We start from the raw sequence: 16,302 nt of genomic DNA on the forward strand, positions 1-16,302 counted from the left end.
AACCTTGTGGCCGCTAAACGCCAAGAAATCGACATTCCAATCTTGAACGTCGATTCGGCAATGGGGAGCCGCTTGAGCAGCGTCCACCAAAACCGTTGTGCCGTGATCGTGGGCGAATTGGGTCCAGCGTTTGACAGGGAACTCCGTCCCAAGCGTATTGCTGGCGGCGGTGAAGGCAAACAGTTTCGGTTTCCATCGATCGAGTGCATCGACCACCACGTCGTCCGAAATTAAGCATGCTTCGTCAATCGGTAAGAACTCGATTCGACAACCAGTCCGCTCGGCGAGTTGATGCCATGGAACGATGTTCGCATGATGCTCGGCAATCGTCAGCAAGACAACATCGCCCGCCCCGATATTCGCGTCACCCCATGTTCGGGCGACGGTGTTGATTGCTGCGGTACAACCTGATGCAAAGATAACTTCGCAGTTGTCCTCAGCATTCAAGAAACAAGCCACACCACCGCGAGCTTGCTCGTAGCGATCGGTGGATTCTTCGCTGAGCGTATGGATGCCTCGATGCACGTTGGCATAGAACGTTTCATAGAAGCCCGACATTGCATCGATCACCGCGCTAGGGCGTTGGCTACTTGCGGCGTTATCGAGAAACGCCAGCGGCATATTGCCAGTCACGGTACGAGTCAGAATTGGAAAGTCACGTCGATAGTTGTCAACGGCGAGCGGTAATGAAGATTCGGCCCTGGGTGCAGTCGTCATTACGATTCTTCGCTCAAGCTAGGGCCACCAAATTGAGGACCGTCGTCGTCGCCATGCTCCACAGGCGAATGCACCGCACTTTGGAGCACACGCCACGAAAGCAAACAGCACTTTTGTCGGTTAGGTGTCAATTTGGGGCCAAACAATTCCAGCATCTCATCGGCCGAAAACGCTTTGACCTCGTCAAGCGTCTTGCCCTCCATCTTTTCGACCAACATCGATGCGGACGCTTGGCTAATCACACACCCATCGCCGTCGAACCATGCCTGCTCAATTTTTCCATCAGGAGTCAATCGCAAGTCAATATGAACCACGTCACCACAAAGGGGGTTATTCCCTTCGTCGCAATGTGTCGGATGATCCAAAGCGCCGCGATGGTAAGGGTCTTCGTAATGGTCGAGAACGTGTTCTTCGTAGATATCGTGTTCGCTGGGTGACATTTCAGATCAAAGAGGGAAGCGAGTCGGAGTATGAGAATGCATTAGTCTACTGAATAAAGTCTATGTTTGATGTCAAAAAACGACGAGCCCCCGTCGTTCGATAACCTGCGAACTGCCATTCGGCGCTTTTGTTTCGTCACCGTCGATCTGATTTCACAACCATTTCGTTTCAAAGTGCCCTGCGATACCACCCCAAATTGGAGTGAAAAAAAGGGGGGGAAATCATGGCTGGGTGTTTGCCACCGCTGAACACAAAAACGCTGAACACAAAAAAAAAACGCCCTCCGAAAGTACGTCGGAGGGCGTCTGGGTCGTATTCACATCACAAAAAAAGGCTGGCCTTGCGGGCTAAGGGACCGACCTTCGGTTAGCCTTGCGGGGTCATTGCCTCGATTCTCGAGAACCACCCACCGTAGAAAAGAGCTTCACGGCGAGTGCTTCGTTTACTCGCTGCTTACTTTACTCGCTGCTTACTCGCGTGGGCGAATCGCCCCAGTCAAACCGCTATAGTCGACTCGGTCGGTGGTGTGCCAAAGGGGTTGTCCAAGTTCGACACGTTTACGGAGCACTTCGATTTTCTCACGACTGCCCGCGGGGGCATCCGTAGGTTCAAATTGCTCATCTTGATGCGGGACGAAATCTTCATCGTGCCCGTATCGTAAGATCGCTTCAAATACGTTTTTACAATGACTCATTCTTCGTTCTATATCTCCCGACGGTGAACACCCGATCCTGCCGAGTGCGGCACCAAAACAATCCAACTTTCAACAATGTCCAAATCCAATGAACAACACAGATGTCTGCACGGCTTGATTATTGACGTGAAGGCAAAAGAGTCAAGAAAATTGTGCAAACATTTACCGTGGCGTCTCCCCGCCAATGCGAGTTTAGACAGGTTTTGTTTGCTGGAACGGCCCCGTTCGCACCCAAGTGCTAGCTTGGGATTTGGGGCTCTTCGATTTGCAAGCTATTGTCAAGGGGGCTTACTTCCACATTGCGATCCTTTGATGGTCCGAAGGGGCACTTGATAAGCAATCGCCTGTTGTGTTTCCTACGATTGCGTGATTGTTAACTACTAGGCTAACGAGTCGGTCACGCCAGAATAGGCCGTTAATTCCGATGAGAAAAAAAGTTTTTTCCCTTCGACATTTCCTCCCTCTACAGAGTTCTTCGATTATGTGGATCCAGCAAACCTTGCGGCTTCCCGCTGCACGTCGTGGCTTTCATCTGATTACCAACCACATTGTCGATGCGGTTCCTGAACTAGCAGGTATTCATGTCGGGTGGATGCAAGTCTTCGTACAACACACCAGTGCCTCGCTAACCATCAACGAGAATGCCGACCCGGACGTGCGAGTTGATTTTGAGACCGCAATGAACCACGCTGTTCCCGAATCCCTTCCCTATGCCCACACCCTCGAAGGCCCAGACGACATGCCCGCTCATGTAAAAGCGTCCATGATGGGAGCCAGTGTGATGATCCCTATCCGCAATGGCAGGTTGCAATTGGGGACTTGGCAGGGCATTTATTTATGCGAGCACCGCGATCGGGCCAGTAGTCGCAATGCCATCATCACGATCAACGGAGAACCACGCTGACAACTCTTCTTTGGGGGGCTGGATGGCCAATGCCTCTCTATTGACAACCTGGAGGCAAAAAATATCTGCCTTTACCTGAGCTCTTCGGTTTGAGTAGTCTGCAGGCCGGACACAATCGTATCGTGGGTGATCCGAGAGTTATTGCCCTCTTGTTCCCCACGATTTTGGCATTTTTACGGATTGGTAGCCCAAGTGGCGGTCATGGCTAGACACGGACGTCTTTGCCGGCCTAACGCAATAATCACCCATCTTTTTGGGGCGATTCTTTTGTGCTGCGCTTCGGTTTGCCTTTTGGCTTGCACCCTCAAGGCGGCGGAAACTGAACTGCAACCCCCTGTCAATTTGCGACTGGAACTGAGTTGGACTACCGAACTCGCTAACCGATGGCGAATCCAAGTCGAAGTCGTTGATCGCAACGGCACCGCGATTTTGTCGGAACTCGAAAATCGCTGCCAAGAACCAACCGTTTGCGGTGCATTTCAATTGAATGATGACGCATCATCATGGACGTTTTCACCGCGATTCGCCACTGGCAATGGAGGGGCCCGTTTCCAAGTGACCGCTTCGGATGCGGCGGAATTGGTCGTTCGAGTTGACTCGTTTGACGCCGCCACAACCCCCGATGATTCGCAATCTGTGTCCACTGGCATGGTCACTCGGATACCGCTGCAAAAACTGATTTCCGAGACCGTCAACAGCCAGACCGATCCCACATGGGTTCTCCGCCGTGTCGCCAATGATTCGGTCCGCGTTTCGTTTGCCGATCCCTCGATCATTCGCCAACCGGGTACGCCGATCGAAACTCGTGTTGTTGGTAACGCATTGGTGGAAGGCAAGTCAAAGCTTCTTCATTTGGTCAGTTCGATTATCCGGGCGAGCGATGGGAAGGTTGTTTCGACACAAACCGATCCATTTGAAATTGACTCGCAGGGGAACTCAAAACCAGTTACCGTAGCGAATCGTTGCCCAACCGAACCGGGTGTGTATGAACTGCGTTATGAAGTAACGAACGAAGACCGATTGTGGTCACGTTTGCGGCGCCGCGAAGATTCGGTCGTTCGCGTCGCTCGGCCCATCGTTGTGCTTCCCGAAACGACTCCTGTGGGTGGTGAGATCGCTTTTGAATCGTGGCCAACGATTAGCCACCTCAAATTGACGAACACGACCGATTGGGCCGTACCCCAATTCTTTTCCTTCCGAACCATCCCGCTCCTTCCTTCACCGCTGTTGCCCGACAAGACTCTCAGTGAGACTAGGTTGGATAGCGAACCGGCAGAGTTCCCCGAAGGGATGCATGAGGGGGAAAAAACAACCATGATTCCGCCAAGCAACTCGTTTGAAACGGCCTTGAAAAACCTGCGGATTGGTTACCCTCACCACATTACGATCCGCTATCCCGCGAACCAGTCGCTCCATTTGCGGATCCAGATTGCCAATCGTCGTCAGTCATTCCACGAGTGCCATACCGACTATGTTATTCAAGACGAGCGTCATGCAGTTGATCCACAACGGAGCCGCAATCCTAAATGGTTGACTCAATCGATTCTGTATTACCCTCAGGGGCAAGACCGGATTCGAGTGTCCAATATCGACCCCAGTGATTCTGCAGCGATTGAGTCCATTGAGATTAAAAGTGGTCCTGCGAACTTGGCGGCGTCAAATTTTTCTCCGGAAAAAGATGCGGCTCGAGCGTCGGCGATTCGATTGAACGGGTTCGACTGGGTTCATTCGTTCTCGGACACTTTGGAACACTCCAGTCTTACGACTGAATCAATAGAACTTTATCGGTTGTACGTGGCTACGGAACGGATTAGCCAATATGCTGCCGTTCTGGGTGCCGATACGCTACTCGTCAGCGCAAACGAAGATGGCCGAACATGGTTCCCTACATCACAATTCGCTTCATCCAAGAAGTCCAGCGATTTGGAGGACCAATACCTTGACGTGGTGCTCAGTTTGATGGATCGATTCGGGTGCCAAGTCGTTATCGCGTTGGAACCGAACATGACGCTCCGTCGAGCGGAAACGAGTGGTGAAAGCCATTCACGGGCCTACCGATTTGTGGACCCGATTGTTTCAGAATCAGTCCTTGCAATCACTGATGAAATGATTGCGGTTGCAAAACCGCATCGTTGTTTTGGTGGGATGGCGATATCGTGCGGAAAGCGAAGCCATTGCCGCCCAATTCCGACAACGTCGCTTCCGAATGATGAGATTTTACAAGCGTTTGCGCAATCGGTTGACCAAGAATCGCTCACACTAGAACAACTAAAAACGTGGATCAGCCAAACGGGGTTCCAAACCTATTGCAATTGGGCGATTAATTTGACGCGGAAGCACTATGAAGCGATAGCAGCCCGCTGTGACGCAAAGGCACTTTGGTTGGTCGACCTGCCCGAATCGGAACTTGTGACCAACAACGCGTCTGCAATGGTCGATTCCTCATGGCCAGACGCTTCCACTCATTCAAACATTGTGCCCGTTGCAACGCAGTTTCGAGGAGCCTACTCGTCCTTATCAAAGCAGCTCGATACAGAGAAACTCGTCGCTCAACAAACCACGTCGCTGGAGCCCCTTTCCGGTCGGATTGGCGTCGCGATTCGCAGTTCGACTTCGGCTGATTACCCTACGTCGGCCATGGTTGATCGAATCTTGGGAGTGACTTTGAATCATGCGATCAACCAATTGGATCCAAAGCTGATCGTCATCGATTACGAAGCGATTCAAACCAGTTTGTCCGATGGCCTGCGTACGGCGATGTTTGTGATGGGCGAATTGTCATCATCGCCGATGAAGGAATTCGCATCAGCGGATCCGGTTACACAAACCGTTCGTGTCCAATGGGGAATGGAAAACGGCCACATTGTGCTGCTTATTTCAAACAACGCTCCTTGGCCGAGCGAGCTTGAACTCCGTTGTCGCAAGCCGGTTCGTTGGCAAGATCCGAGCGATTTGCAAAAGTCGTTTGCCATGAGCGATGACAATTTGGTTACGCGTATCGGTTTGCATACGGGGGAGTTGAAGGTGGTGCGAAGTGCACAGACCGAACTCCCCGAGAACGTCTTAGCATGGTCGTCACGTGTCCAAGGTGGCGCGGAAGGGATCGAACAAATCAAAGCGGACGTGACCACGGTAGTCGAAAAACTCGGAACGCTTTCCGACAGCGAACCATACGATGCGTTGTCCAACGGCGGTTTCGAAGACGCTGGCGGAGTTGGGATCACGGGTTGGATGCATGCCCAGTATCCGGCCGGATCGGTCACGACCGATAGCCACGAATCGATCGAAGGCAAGCAATCGTTGTGCATGACAACCGATGGGCAGGTTGCCTCGCAAACTTGGCTGGTTAGCGAGACAATTGCACCACCGGCGTCCGGGCGATTGGCGGTGGCGATGGCGTGCCGCGCCAAAGCAAGTGAGGTCACCACACCGCACAAACTGAGGGTCTCGGTCGAAGGGACTGACTCGGGTGCATCGTTCCGATATAGCCAAGAGGTTGAATTGCCTCGAAATGGCCAATGGCAGCCACGAAAAATCCTTTCCGAAGCCGCTTCGTTGGATGCATCGAAAGTGGAGTCACTGCGAATCACGATCGACAGTTTGTCGCCGGGGAAAATATGGATTGACGACGTGCGGTTGCACGACTTTTTTCCTACCAGCAAAGAACGAACCGAATTGCAGACGCAGGCATTTTTGGCCGTTCAGGGATTGCAACGAGGAAACCTTGAGCCCTCCGCTCGCCTGCTAAAAAACCGTTGGGCACGTGTGCTCATACAGACAGCATCGGTTGCCAAAGTAAAGGCACCCACCAACGCCGAAACGGATCAAGTGGCTCCCGATGAAACGCATGGGGTTGCCCAGCGGATCCGCAATTGGCTTCCAAGACCAATGCGATTTTGATGTATTCACATTGGATTTAGTCAAAGGTCCGCTGACTCTTTAAAAAGCATCGCTGTCGGCGTCACTTGGCATTCGCCAATCACCTCGTGGTGACAGGCTGACCGAGCCGACCTTCGGGCCATCGGGAACGCAATTGCGTTTGAATTGGTTCTTGAAGAATCGATCAAAGAACGTCGCCAATGTTATCGCGATTGTCTCGGCCGAAAACGGTTGGCTGAACGAAGCTTGCTTCGCTAAAAAGAGGATTTTCTCGCGATCAAATCCGCAGCGAACGAAGTTGTAGAGAAAAAAGTCGTGAAGCTCATACGCGCCGATGGATGCTTCGGTTTCTTGGCGGATTGAACCGTCTGCAGCGGGAGGCATCAATTCTGGTGAAATCGGAGTATCGGCGACGCGGTGCAAAACGTCCGTCATTTCGCCTTCGAAGTAGTGGTCGGCAACGTAGCGAACTAAGAACTGTACGAGCGTTTTTGGGATAGATGTGTTGACGTTGTACATCGACATGTGGTCGGCGTTGTAAGTGCACCAACCGAGCGCTTGTTCGCTCATGTCGCCGGTGCCAAGCACGAATCCGCGACTCATCAACAGCATCGTGCGAATGCGAGCTTGTACATTCTCGAATGTTAGATCCGCTTGGTCCATAGGGACGTCTTGCAGTAATTCTTGTAATCGTTCCGGAGTCGTCGATGCGTCGATGTGGATGCCGAGCGGTCGATGGCCAATTGCCAGAAACGTATTAAGGCAAAGTGGGCGAATGTTGATCGTTTCATTCGTGATCCCCGACAATTCCATCAACGAATCCGCACTCGTTTTGGTGTGACTCGTCGTGCCGAAGCCAGGCATGGTGATGCCGTGGATGCGAGTGCGAGGCAACTCCATCGCATCACAGGCCCGCAGTGCAACCAAAAGCGCAAGCGTGCTGTCGAGCCCGCCGGAAATGCCGATTGATAGAGGAGTGGTCGGTGATAACCGAGACAACCTTTTCGTGAGTCCTGCGGTTTGAATCGCAAAGATCTCTTCGCAACGAGCCTCCAACTCGCTCGATTGTTTCGGAACAAACGGTTGAGCGTCGATCGTCCGAAGCAGTTTTCGCAACTGGAGCCGGTTCGGATTTCCATGCGATGCTAGATGGATCGTTCGGTAGCTTGTGTCGAGTGAGCGTTTTCCATCATCGAATGATCCAATCACGCGGCGGTCGTGAGCAAGTTTTCCAAGATCAACGTCACAGGAAACAATGATTTCGGTCTCGCTGGTGGGGGATGCATCGTCAAGAATGGAGCGACCTTCGGCCAAGATCGTTCCTGCTTCGGCAATCAGGCAATGGCCGCCGAATACCACGTCGCTGCTTGATTCACCAGGCCCGACCGACGCGTAGGCGTACGCTGCGATACATCGTCCCGATTGGCTGCGAAGTAGATCGCGTCGCCACGCTGCTTTGCCGATCGTCTCGTTGCTTGCCGACAAGTTCACCAGCAGGTTCGCTCCTGCAAGGGCCGCTTTGCTCGATGGCGGTATCGGCGTCCAGAGATCCTCGCATATCTCGATGGCAATCAAAGCGTCGCCAAAACGGAATAGCAGGTCGGTGCCAAACGGAACCGAGTGCCCGTTGATTTCAATCGATAGTGGGTCCGTGTCCGATGCAGGCCGAAAGTGTCGACCCTCGTAGAACTCACGATAGGTTGGCAAGAATGATTTCGGGACGATTCCGCGAATTTCACCCTCATGGATTACCGCTGCGGCATTCATCAAAGAATCGTCGATGCTTGCCGGCAATCCAACAATCACGATACGGTGGTGCGAGCGACTGTGGTCAACCAGTTGCTGCAATGCATCCAATGTTGCGGAAAGCAACGAATCGGTTGCAAAGAGATCACCGCAGGTGTATCCGGTTATCGCCAATTCTGGAAAGACGATCAACTCGGAATGGACTTGGTCGATAATCCGCATTATTGCTGCCGCATTGGCTGCTGGATTGGCAACGTGAACAGTGGGTGAAGCGGTTGAGATTCGAAAGAAACCGTGATTGGACAAGGAATCGAGCCTAGCGCATTACAAGTTGGTCGGATAAATATAAGGAGAATTTCCTCGTGATGAGAGAAACCAAATACTAAAAGTCATCCGCTCGCCGGTACGCCGCAATCAGTTTTTGTTCCCCTTCTTTGCCACGTTCGCTTAATCCGTGCTCCATTCCGACGACGCCTTTGAAACCTTTTTGATGGATGTGCTTGAAGACATTTTGGTAGTTGATTTCGCCTGAATACGGTTCTTTACGTCCCGGGTTATCACCCGATTGGAAATACGCGATCTCGCTCCAGCTTGCGTCAATGTTCGGAATCAAATTGCCTTCGGTGATCTGCTGATGATAGATGTCGAAGAGGATCTTGCAAGAAGGACTGTTGACCGCTCGGCAAATCGCGTACGCCTGATCGCTTCGCTGCAAGAAAACACCACCATGATTGGCGTACCAATTGAGTGGTTCGAGTACCATTACCAATCCGGCGGGTTCGAGGATCTCGGTGCATCGGCGAAGCATATCGATCACGTTCGCTGTTTGGTAGCCTTCTGCTAATCGGCCGCCACCATAGCGATTCCAATCGTCATCGGCATGTTGTTGATCAACGCTGCCGGGGACGACGGTACACCACTTTGCGTTGACGCGTTTAGCGACTTCGATCGCATTCTTCATCGCATCGAGAATCTCAGTGGTCGTTTCTTTCTTGGGACGTGCAAAGGTCGGTTTATCAAAACTGCCGTATGCAACAAAGACACCCATTTGCATTCCGAGTGAATCAAGCGTTTTGCCGATTTTCTCTTGTAGTTCTGGCGGTTTGCCTGGCATTCCGTTGTCTTCCCAAGCGGTGAAGCCTTGCTCCGCCGCAAACTTGATTTGGTCGATGACATCGTCGCCCGCCAAGTTGCGGAACATGCCGGCATGTGGCGCATAGCCAAGTTTGAATGTGTTCGTTGATTTCGCGGGCGGAGCCGCCTCTTGAGCATTCAAGGTCGTCGCTGCTAGTACAGTTGCAGCGGCGGTTGCACCAGTTGATTTTAGAAAGTGTCTTCGTTGCATAGTGAAAGCGCATCGGGTGTGGAGACAGAAGGGCTTGTGGGAGAGGCGACCTGCATTATAGCGGCCAACTCATGCAGAGGCCACAAGCGAGCCCGCGAGGCCAAAGAGCCTACGATTCGATCGTCAACGATTTCGAGTTCGTCTCGTTGCCGCCACCAACTTGCCACGTCACGTGGTAATGCCTTCCAGCAATCCGTCTGCTCGGCAACGTGGTCGAGGAATCGACGATAAATCTCAAGCCGCTTCGGCGAGTCGAGATAATCGGGATGGGTAATCACCATCGCCATACCGGCCATGCTTCGTAGGAATTCAAGCTTCTTAAGCCAAATCCGAGGTGTTGTCTCACCAAGTGAAACCATCAGTGTATGGTCTTGCGGAAGCGTGTAGGGTAGCTCCACAAACTTTCCCACCATAAATGGCCACACCCCGCCAACTCCACCAGGCATCGCCTGAAATGGATCTGTATCGAAGCTCGACGCGTCGTATTGGACGTCCAAGTCTTGGAGCCATTGGAAATTTCGATGGACCATCGGCGAACGAAAACCAACGCTTCCGTATTTTGCGATCGCCTTATTGATGGAACCACTGCGACGCATAAACGTCCGCCGTGATTCGTAAAGGCGACCGTCATGGTTGTATCCCTGAATGCCAACCTCATGGCCCCGCTGTTGCAAGTCTTTGATGATGCATGGATCGACTTTGTACTTGTAAGGAACCACGTTCCACGACGAACGCAAGCCGAGCTTTTCTTCCATCGCGGCTAACTGGTCAATCCATTTCATTCCTTGCGCCGTTTCGATGTCATGGGTCAACGAAACCGCCATCTGGAATCCATCGGGCCATGGATGAATGGCAACTGCGTCACCTTCCCTCTCAATCGCAGTTTGGAAATCATTCAAGAAGTCGATTGGCAAGTACCAAGACTGGGAAACCTCAATCGATTGATTGCGTCCGCGCTGTAGCCATTGCCGCAGTGGAATCGGGATAAAAGGACGTAACCGATAATAGAGCTTGAATTTTGCGGACAGCACCGCAAGGTGAACATCTCGTTCAAAATGGTCCTGTAGCACTTGGCCCGCGCGGCCCCCGAAAGCAAAACGCACTCCGGTGGACGAGGGACCAAGCTTGGCTGTTGGCATTTCACCGGAGTCACTCATTTTCATAGTACCTCCGGAAATGGGTTGGATCGACGGAGGCCGCGATTTGAATTTGGCACGATTAAACGCGCGAATGACTGTTGGGAACCTACAGGACGGATCCGGATAAATAACATCATCGTTGGGAGAAGAACGAGGAAAGACTCACGAGCATAGTGGTAGGGAAAGCTATTCTACGATAGACACCGACTATACTGCTGATCGCCTAGATTAGACAGTAAATGCGATATTCCTAGCGGCATTTCCGCCAATCAAAGCTAACAGAGGCGTTTTGTTGCTAAGAAATCAGGGCCGCGAAGGCCACTTCGTTATGCGAAAAGCAGCAATTTAGTGGAATCATTTTGTTACTCAAGGCGTGTTTGCTTGCTTCCGCCATTTTCTAAGATAGTATGGATTATCCGTTTCGGATCCAAACGTCGGCTTACGCTTTTATGTATATACCCGCGTGTCTTTAAGAGTCGAACGAATAATTAATGGAAGCTCGCTTGAATGAAGCTGTCCTCGCCATTTCTGCAACATTCACAGCCGAGCCTATCCGCTTGCCGCTGTCGGTGTGGTTGCGCGATTTGAATCAGCCGTTTACGGTTAAATTCGCAGCTTACAACCAAGTAATCCAATCGTTGATCGATCCTCGCAGTCTGTTGGTTAAAGACGCAGGGGGATTCAATGTACTGCTAATAAGGCTACAGGATTGGACGCAGTCATCAATCGAAGGATTGGTTGAACGAGGCAACGAATTCAGCCAAAAGGTGCGCGAGTTTGCGACGCAAAGCTCGAGCCCGACCCTGATTTGTTTTTGCCCAGACTCGCCGGATGCACCCGAGCAAGTGTCGCAAATCACGCGACAGGTCGAGCTTCAAATCACGGCCGAGTTGGCGGATGTTGTGGGGCTTTACCTGACGTCGACCAGGGAGTTGATGGATACGTACCCCGTTAACGACTACTTTGACAAAGTGGCCGATCGAACGGGCCATGTGCCATACACTCGACCTTTCTACGCCTCGCTGGGAACGATGATTACCAGGCGTATTCATGCAATCCTTCGCCCGCCAACGAAGGTTGTCGTGCTCGATTGTGACAACACCCTGTGGAGTGGAGCTTGCGGTGAACTCGGTAGTCGTGGCGTTGAGGTGGGGGAGCCGTTCCGAAACCTCCAACGTCAGATGCTTGACTTGCGAGCCAACGGAATGCTTCTTGCACTGTGTAGCAAGAACCATGAGCAAGATGTATGGGATGTTTTTGAACAGAACCCGTCCATGCTGCTCCGTCGTGAGCATATCGCTGCATCCGAGATTAATTGGAAGCCAAAATCGGAAAACCTGCGACAATTGGCTAGCAAACTTGGCCTCGGTCTCGATAGCTTCCTGTTGCTTGACGACAACCACATTGAAATCGCAGAAGTTCGTTCGCGTTGCCCTTCCGTTCTGGCTATTCAGGTTCCTTCGCCGAATCGGATTCCGTCGTTCCTGCGACATGTTTGGGCACTCGACCGTCCGAAGATAACAACGGACGATCGTGGTCGAGCAGACGGCTATTTGGCGGAGCTGCAACGCCGAGATGTGCGTCAATCCTCCGTGTCGCTCCGTCAATTCTTGATGGACTTAGAGCTAGTGGTCCGCTTTGAGCAAGTCAACGAAACAAATCTGGAGCGTATGTCTCAGTTGACCCAGCGAACGAACCAATTTAATAGTTCGCTTCTTCGAAGAACTGGTCCCGAACTTCGCGCCCTGGTTTCTTCCTCTGAGTATTTCGCGTTCGCAGTGGATGTGTCGGACAAGTTCGGCGATTATGGCTTTGTCGGTCTTATGCTCTGTCGACAACAAGAACGAAGTCTGTTGGTGGATTCGTTCTTGCTAAGTTGCCGTGCACTCGGTCGTGGTGTCGAACATCACATGATGCGTCGATTAGGCGAGCTTGCACTTGAATTGAATTTAAGCGAGGTGACCTTTCCCTTCGTGTCTGGTGAACGTAACACACCGGCAGCAATCTTTTTGGAAAGTCTTGGCGAGGGTTTCGGTTCCCAGAGCCTGCAAGGCATTGAATATTGTTTCCCATCGGCATTGCTTAGGCAACTCGATCCTCTGTCGGCAGCGGAGTCGGGACAGAGCGAGGGGCAGCACACTGCAGTTTCGGTTGCCACGGTTGACTCAACTCCGAGCAGCGGAGATTCGGAAGTTCTAAGCCGAATTGCGACCGACTTCCAATCGGTTGAGCAAATCCAAAACTATTTGGCAACATTTGCCGAACCGCGACCTGATTTGAGCGTTTCGTACGTCACTCCAGCGAATGAGATTGAAACCAAACTATCTCGCATTTGCTCGGAAGTGCTCAATATTTGCCAAGTGGGAACGGACGATTCTCTGCACGACCTCGGAGGCACTTCGCTACATGTCGTGCAAATCCATAGTCAGATTGTTCAACAGCTTGGTACGGAAATCCCAATCACCGAACTCTATACGTTGTCGACAATTCGCGAGATCGCCAATCGTCTTCAAGGTACAGATAAAACCAGAATGACTTCACCTGCGCCGGCGTTGTCGATGCCACAGAACGATTCGCAACATCGCAATTCTTCGGACGGAATCGCAGTGATCGGGATGGCGGGCCGATTTCCTGGGGCGGACAATGTTGCTCAGTTTTGGGAAAACCTAATCAATGGAGTGAATTCGATAACGGAGATATCCGATGAGGAACTCAATCTTCCGCCGGATAGCCCGCTGCGAAAACACCCGGGCTTAGTGCGAAAAGCAGCGACCGTCAACGATGCCGATAAGTTCGACGCGAGGTTTTTTGGGATCTTTCCCAAGGAAGCTCAGGTGATGGATCCACAGCATCGTTTGATGCTTGAAACTTGCTGGCACGCGTTGGAAGATGCGGGCTACTGTCCTGACGCCGTCGATGCTTCGGTTGGAGTTTTCGCGGGCTGTTATATGAACACCTATACGTTAGCAAGTTTGGCGAGCAACCCGAAACTGCTTGAAAGTTTAGCGAACTCGTTTCACGGTGGCGATTTGCTGACGGAACTTGGCAACGATAAAGATTATTTGGCGACGCGAGTTTCGTTTCTATTGAATCTGCGTGGGCCAAGCATGACGGTGCAAACGGCGTGCTCCACTTCGCTCGTCGCAGTGGTTCAAGCCTGCCAGGCACTGCAATTGTACCAATGCGAAATGGCATTAGCGGGCGGTTCGACGTTGAAACTGCCGCAAAAACGAGGTTATCTCTACAGCGATGGTGGTATGGTTTCGCCCGACGGCGTTTGCCGGACGTTTGACGCAGACGCCCGCGGAACGGTGTTTGGCGAAGGGGTCGGCGCCGTCTTGTTGAAGCGAGTCGAGGATGCAGTCGCCGACGGTGACCCGATATACGGCGTCATCCGTGGTTGGGGAATCAACAACGACGGGCATTCAAAGATGGGCTATACCGCGCCTAGCGTCGAAGGGCAATCCGAAGCCATTCGAATGGCGCACCGTAAGGCTGGGATTTCTGCCGACTCGATTAGCTATGTCGAAGCTCACGGAACCGGAACGGCGCTCGGTGATCCGATTGAAGTGGCTTCGCTAACGAAGGCGTTTCGCGAGACAACCGATCGTAATCAATATTGTGCGATTGGTTCTCTCAAAACCAACATCGGGCATCTTGATGTGGCTGCCGGCGTGACGGGAATCATCAAGATTTGCCAATCCATGCATCACGGAAAGATTCCTGCGAGTCTGAACTTCAATCGACCGAATCCGAATATCGATTTCGAAAGCACGCCGTTCTATGTTGCCACCAAACAACAAGAATGGAAATCGAATGGTACACCACGAAGAGCTGGCCTCAGTTCGTTCGGTGTCGGGGGAACCAACGCCCACGTGGTTCTCGAGGAAGCGCCGGTGGAACAGCCATCCGCTCCCGCTAGGGGGCCGCAATTGTTGATGCTTTCTGCACGAAGTCAAGAAACTCTCGACGCGATCACTGCGGATTTAGCCGGTGCGTTGAAACAGCAACCGGAACTCAATCTGGCAGATGTTGCTTATACGCTCGCCGTCGGTCGAAAAGCACAGAACTATTCACGTATTTTTGTGGCCGATACTCTCGCCGAAGCTCAGGAATTATTGTGTGAACTCAAGAGCGGTTCCGTTTTCACGCGACATCAGGTGCGTCGCGGCGTGCCGGTTTCGTTCATGTTCCCAGGCCAGGGAGCCCAACACGTCAACATGGCCCGCGGACTTTATGAGTCCGACAGTGTCTTCCGAGCACACTTTGATGAGTGCTGCGAACTGCTTGAGCCACATATAGGGTTTGATTTAAAGAGCAAGCTGTTTGTCACGGAATCGGCTGCTGCAAGTAGTGAAGTCAATCAAACCACAATCGCGCAGCCAGCAATTTTTACGGTCTCGTATTCATTGGCGAAACGATTCGAAAACCTCGGGATCGTTCCCGAGAAAATGATTGGACATAGCGTTGGTGAGTTTGTTGCGGCTTGCTTGGCTGGTGTCTTTTCGCTGCCGGATGCGTTGCGGCTCATTGCATTTCGAGCCAAGAGCATGCAGGCGTTGCCGGCCGGCAGTATGTTGGCGGTTCGTTTAACGGAGCCCGAAATCACCGAGCGGCTTGTCGGAACCAATGTCGAATTGGCTGCGATTAACGGCCCGTCGCTCTGCGTTGTGGCGGGGCCGAGCGAGGCGGTCGAGCAACTGAGGGAAAAGCTTGAATCCGATGAAGTCGTTTGCCGGCCGCTACATACATCCCACGCATTTCACTCGGAAATGATGCAACCGGCGGTCGAGCCAATGGCGGAACTGTTGAGGGCTCTCGAGTTAAGCCCGCCAAAAACCCCCATTGTTTCCTCGGTTACAGGCGAAATGCTAACGTCTGCACAGGCGATTGATCCATTGTACTGGTCGATGCACCTGCGTAAAACCGTTAGGTTCACCGATGCGGTCGAGCGGCTATTAACAGAAAGTGAAAGCTCGTTGTTGGAAGTAGGCGCAGGACAAACGTTGAGTACGTTGGCTCGCCAGCATCCGGCGTTTCCTGCTAAACGCACCGTGTTGTCATCGCTTCCGCACGCAAAGCTATCCGCTTCAGCGGCAACTCACTTCATGTCGACGCTCGGACGCCTCTGGCAATCAGGAACCAACATTGATTGGGAATCGCTATTCGGTGAAGTGCCGCGAAAGCGAGTTCACCTGCCGACTTATCGATTCGAACGAAAACGCTTTTGGTTTGATGAAAACACTCAAGGTGATAATACTAATGTTGAAATCAGTCCGCCGGAAACGCCGCAAGCCGCGAAAATGGTGAACGATCAAGCGGATCGAGATACTGATAATCGCGTTACAGATGGTGAACAAGATGAAATCATCGAACAAGTCATCAAGCAACAATTGCACTTGATGAAGCAACAACTTGCAGTTTGGAACAGCTAGGG

9 protein-coding genes are annotated in these 16,302 nt (G+C 52.2%); 3 read left to right on the top strand and 6 right to left on the bottom strand.

Annotated elements, in window-relative coordinates:
* From CA13_RS35290 to CA13_RS16450, 3 genes are all read right to left on the bottom strand, one after another.
* Window positions 1–717: aminotransferase class V-fold PLP-dependent enzyme (locus tag CA13_RS35290; protein WP_419194451.1), on the bottom strand; the 717-nt coding region annotated here is incomplete at its 3' end.
* Window positions 717–1,157 carry an iron-sulfur cluster assembly scaffold protein gene (locus CA13_RS16445; RefSeq protein ID WP_146398390.1) on the bottom strand — a complete coding sequence of 147 codons (441 nt, stop codon included), beginning with the start codon at window positions 1,155–1,157 and terminating at the stop codon, window positions 717–719. The genes CA13_RS35290 and CA13_RS16445, both read right to left, overlap by 1 nt.
* A gap of 470 nt (window positions 1,158–1,627) precedes the next feature.
* On the bottom strand, window positions 1,628–1,852 hold the full coding sequence (locus CA13_RS16450) for a hypothetical protein (RefSeq protein ID WP_146398392.1): 225 nt from the start codon (window positions 1,850–1,852) through the stop codon (window positions 1,628–1,630).
* A gap of 481 nt (window positions 1,853–2,333) precedes the next feature.
* Here CA13_RS16450 and CA13_RS16455 point away from each other — a divergent pair, with 481 nt between their 5' ends.
* Together CA13_RS16455 and CA13_RS16460 are read left to right on the top strand one after the other, a co-directional pair.
* Window positions 2,334–2,756 (top strand): secondary thiamine-phosphate synthase enzyme YjbQ, encoded by a 423-nt coding sequence (locus CA13_RS16455; RefSeq protein WP_146398394.1) that lies wholly within the window; start codon window positions 2,334–2,336, stop codon window positions 2,754–2,756.
* A gap of 291 nt (window positions 2,757–3,047) precedes the next feature.
* On the top strand, window positions 3,048–6,656 hold the full coding sequence (locus CA13_RS16460; protein ID WP_146398396.1) for a hypothetical protein: 3,609 nt from the start codon (window positions 3,048–3,050) through the stop codon (window positions 6,654–6,656).
* Between the two features lie 39 nt (window positions 6,657–6,695).
* On the opposite strand, the gene CA13_RS16465 is transcribed toward CA13_RS16460, so the two are convergent.
* The 3 genes from CA13_RS16465 to CA13_RS16475 form a co-directional block, all read right to left on the bottom strand.
* The gene (locus tag CA13_RS16465) at window positions 6,696–8,687 is read right to left on the bottom strand and encodes an NAD(+) synthase (protein WP_146398398.1); all 1,992 of its coding nucleotides are present in this window, start codon (window positions 8,685–8,687) and stop codon (window positions 6,696–6,698) included.
* Between the two features lie 76 nt (window positions 8,688–8,763).
* On the bottom strand, window positions 8,764–9,726 hold the full coding sequence (locus CA13_RS16470; protein ID WP_146398400.1) for a hydroxypyruvate isomerase family protein: 963 nt from the start codon (window positions 9,724–9,726) through the stop codon (window positions 8,764–8,766).
* The gene (locus CA13_RS16475; RefSeq protein ID WP_146398402.1) at window positions 9,705–10,883 is read right to left on the bottom strand and encodes a polysaccharide deacetylase family protein; all 1,179 of its coding nucleotides are present in this window, start codon (window positions 10,881–10,883) and stop codon (window positions 9,705–9,707) included. Before CA13_RS16475 ends, CA13_RS16470 begins: the two co-directional genes overlap by 22 nt.
* 485 nt (window positions 10,884–11,368) lie before the next feature.
* Between CA13_RS16475 and CA13_RS16480 the strand changes: the two genes are divergently transcribed.
* The gene (locus tag CA13_RS16480) at window positions 11,369–16,300 is read left to right on the top strand and encodes an HAD-IIIC family phosphatase (protein ID WP_419194452.1); all 4,932 of its coding nucleotides are present in this window, start codon (window positions 11,369–11,371) and stop codon (window positions 16,298–16,300) included.
* Window positions 16,301–16,302 lie beyond the last annotated feature (2 nt).

The organism is Novipirellula herctigrandis, from assembly GCA_007859835.1.
In the GTDB taxonomy this organism is placed as follows: domain Bacteria; phylum Planctomycetota; class Planctomycetia; order Pirellulales; family Pirellulaceae; genus Novipirellula_A; species Novipirellula_A herctigrandis.

Excerpts from the sequence above, each read along its gene's own strand:
- CA13_RS16455 (WP_146398394.1), top strand. The coding sequence starts at position 2,334 with ATGTGGATCCAGCAAACCTTGCGGCTTCCCGCTGCACGTCGTGGCTTT.
- CA13_RS16475 (WP_146398402.1), bottom strand. The coding sequence starts at position 10,883 with ATGAGTGACTCCGGTGAAATGCCAACAGCCAAGCTTGGTCCCTCGTCC.
- CA13_RS16450 (WP_146398392.1), bottom strand. The coding sequence starts at position 1,852 with ATGAGTCATTGTAAAAACGTATTTGAAGCGATCTTACGATACGGGCAC.
- CA13_RS16470 (WP_146398400.1), bottom strand. The coding sequence starts at position 9,726 with ATGCAACGAAGACACTTTCTAAAATCAACTGGTGCAACCGCCGCTGCA.
- CA13_RS16445 (WP_146398390.1), bottom strand. The coding sequence starts at position 1,157 with ATGTCACCCAGCGAACACGATATCTACGAAGAACACGTTCTCGACCAT.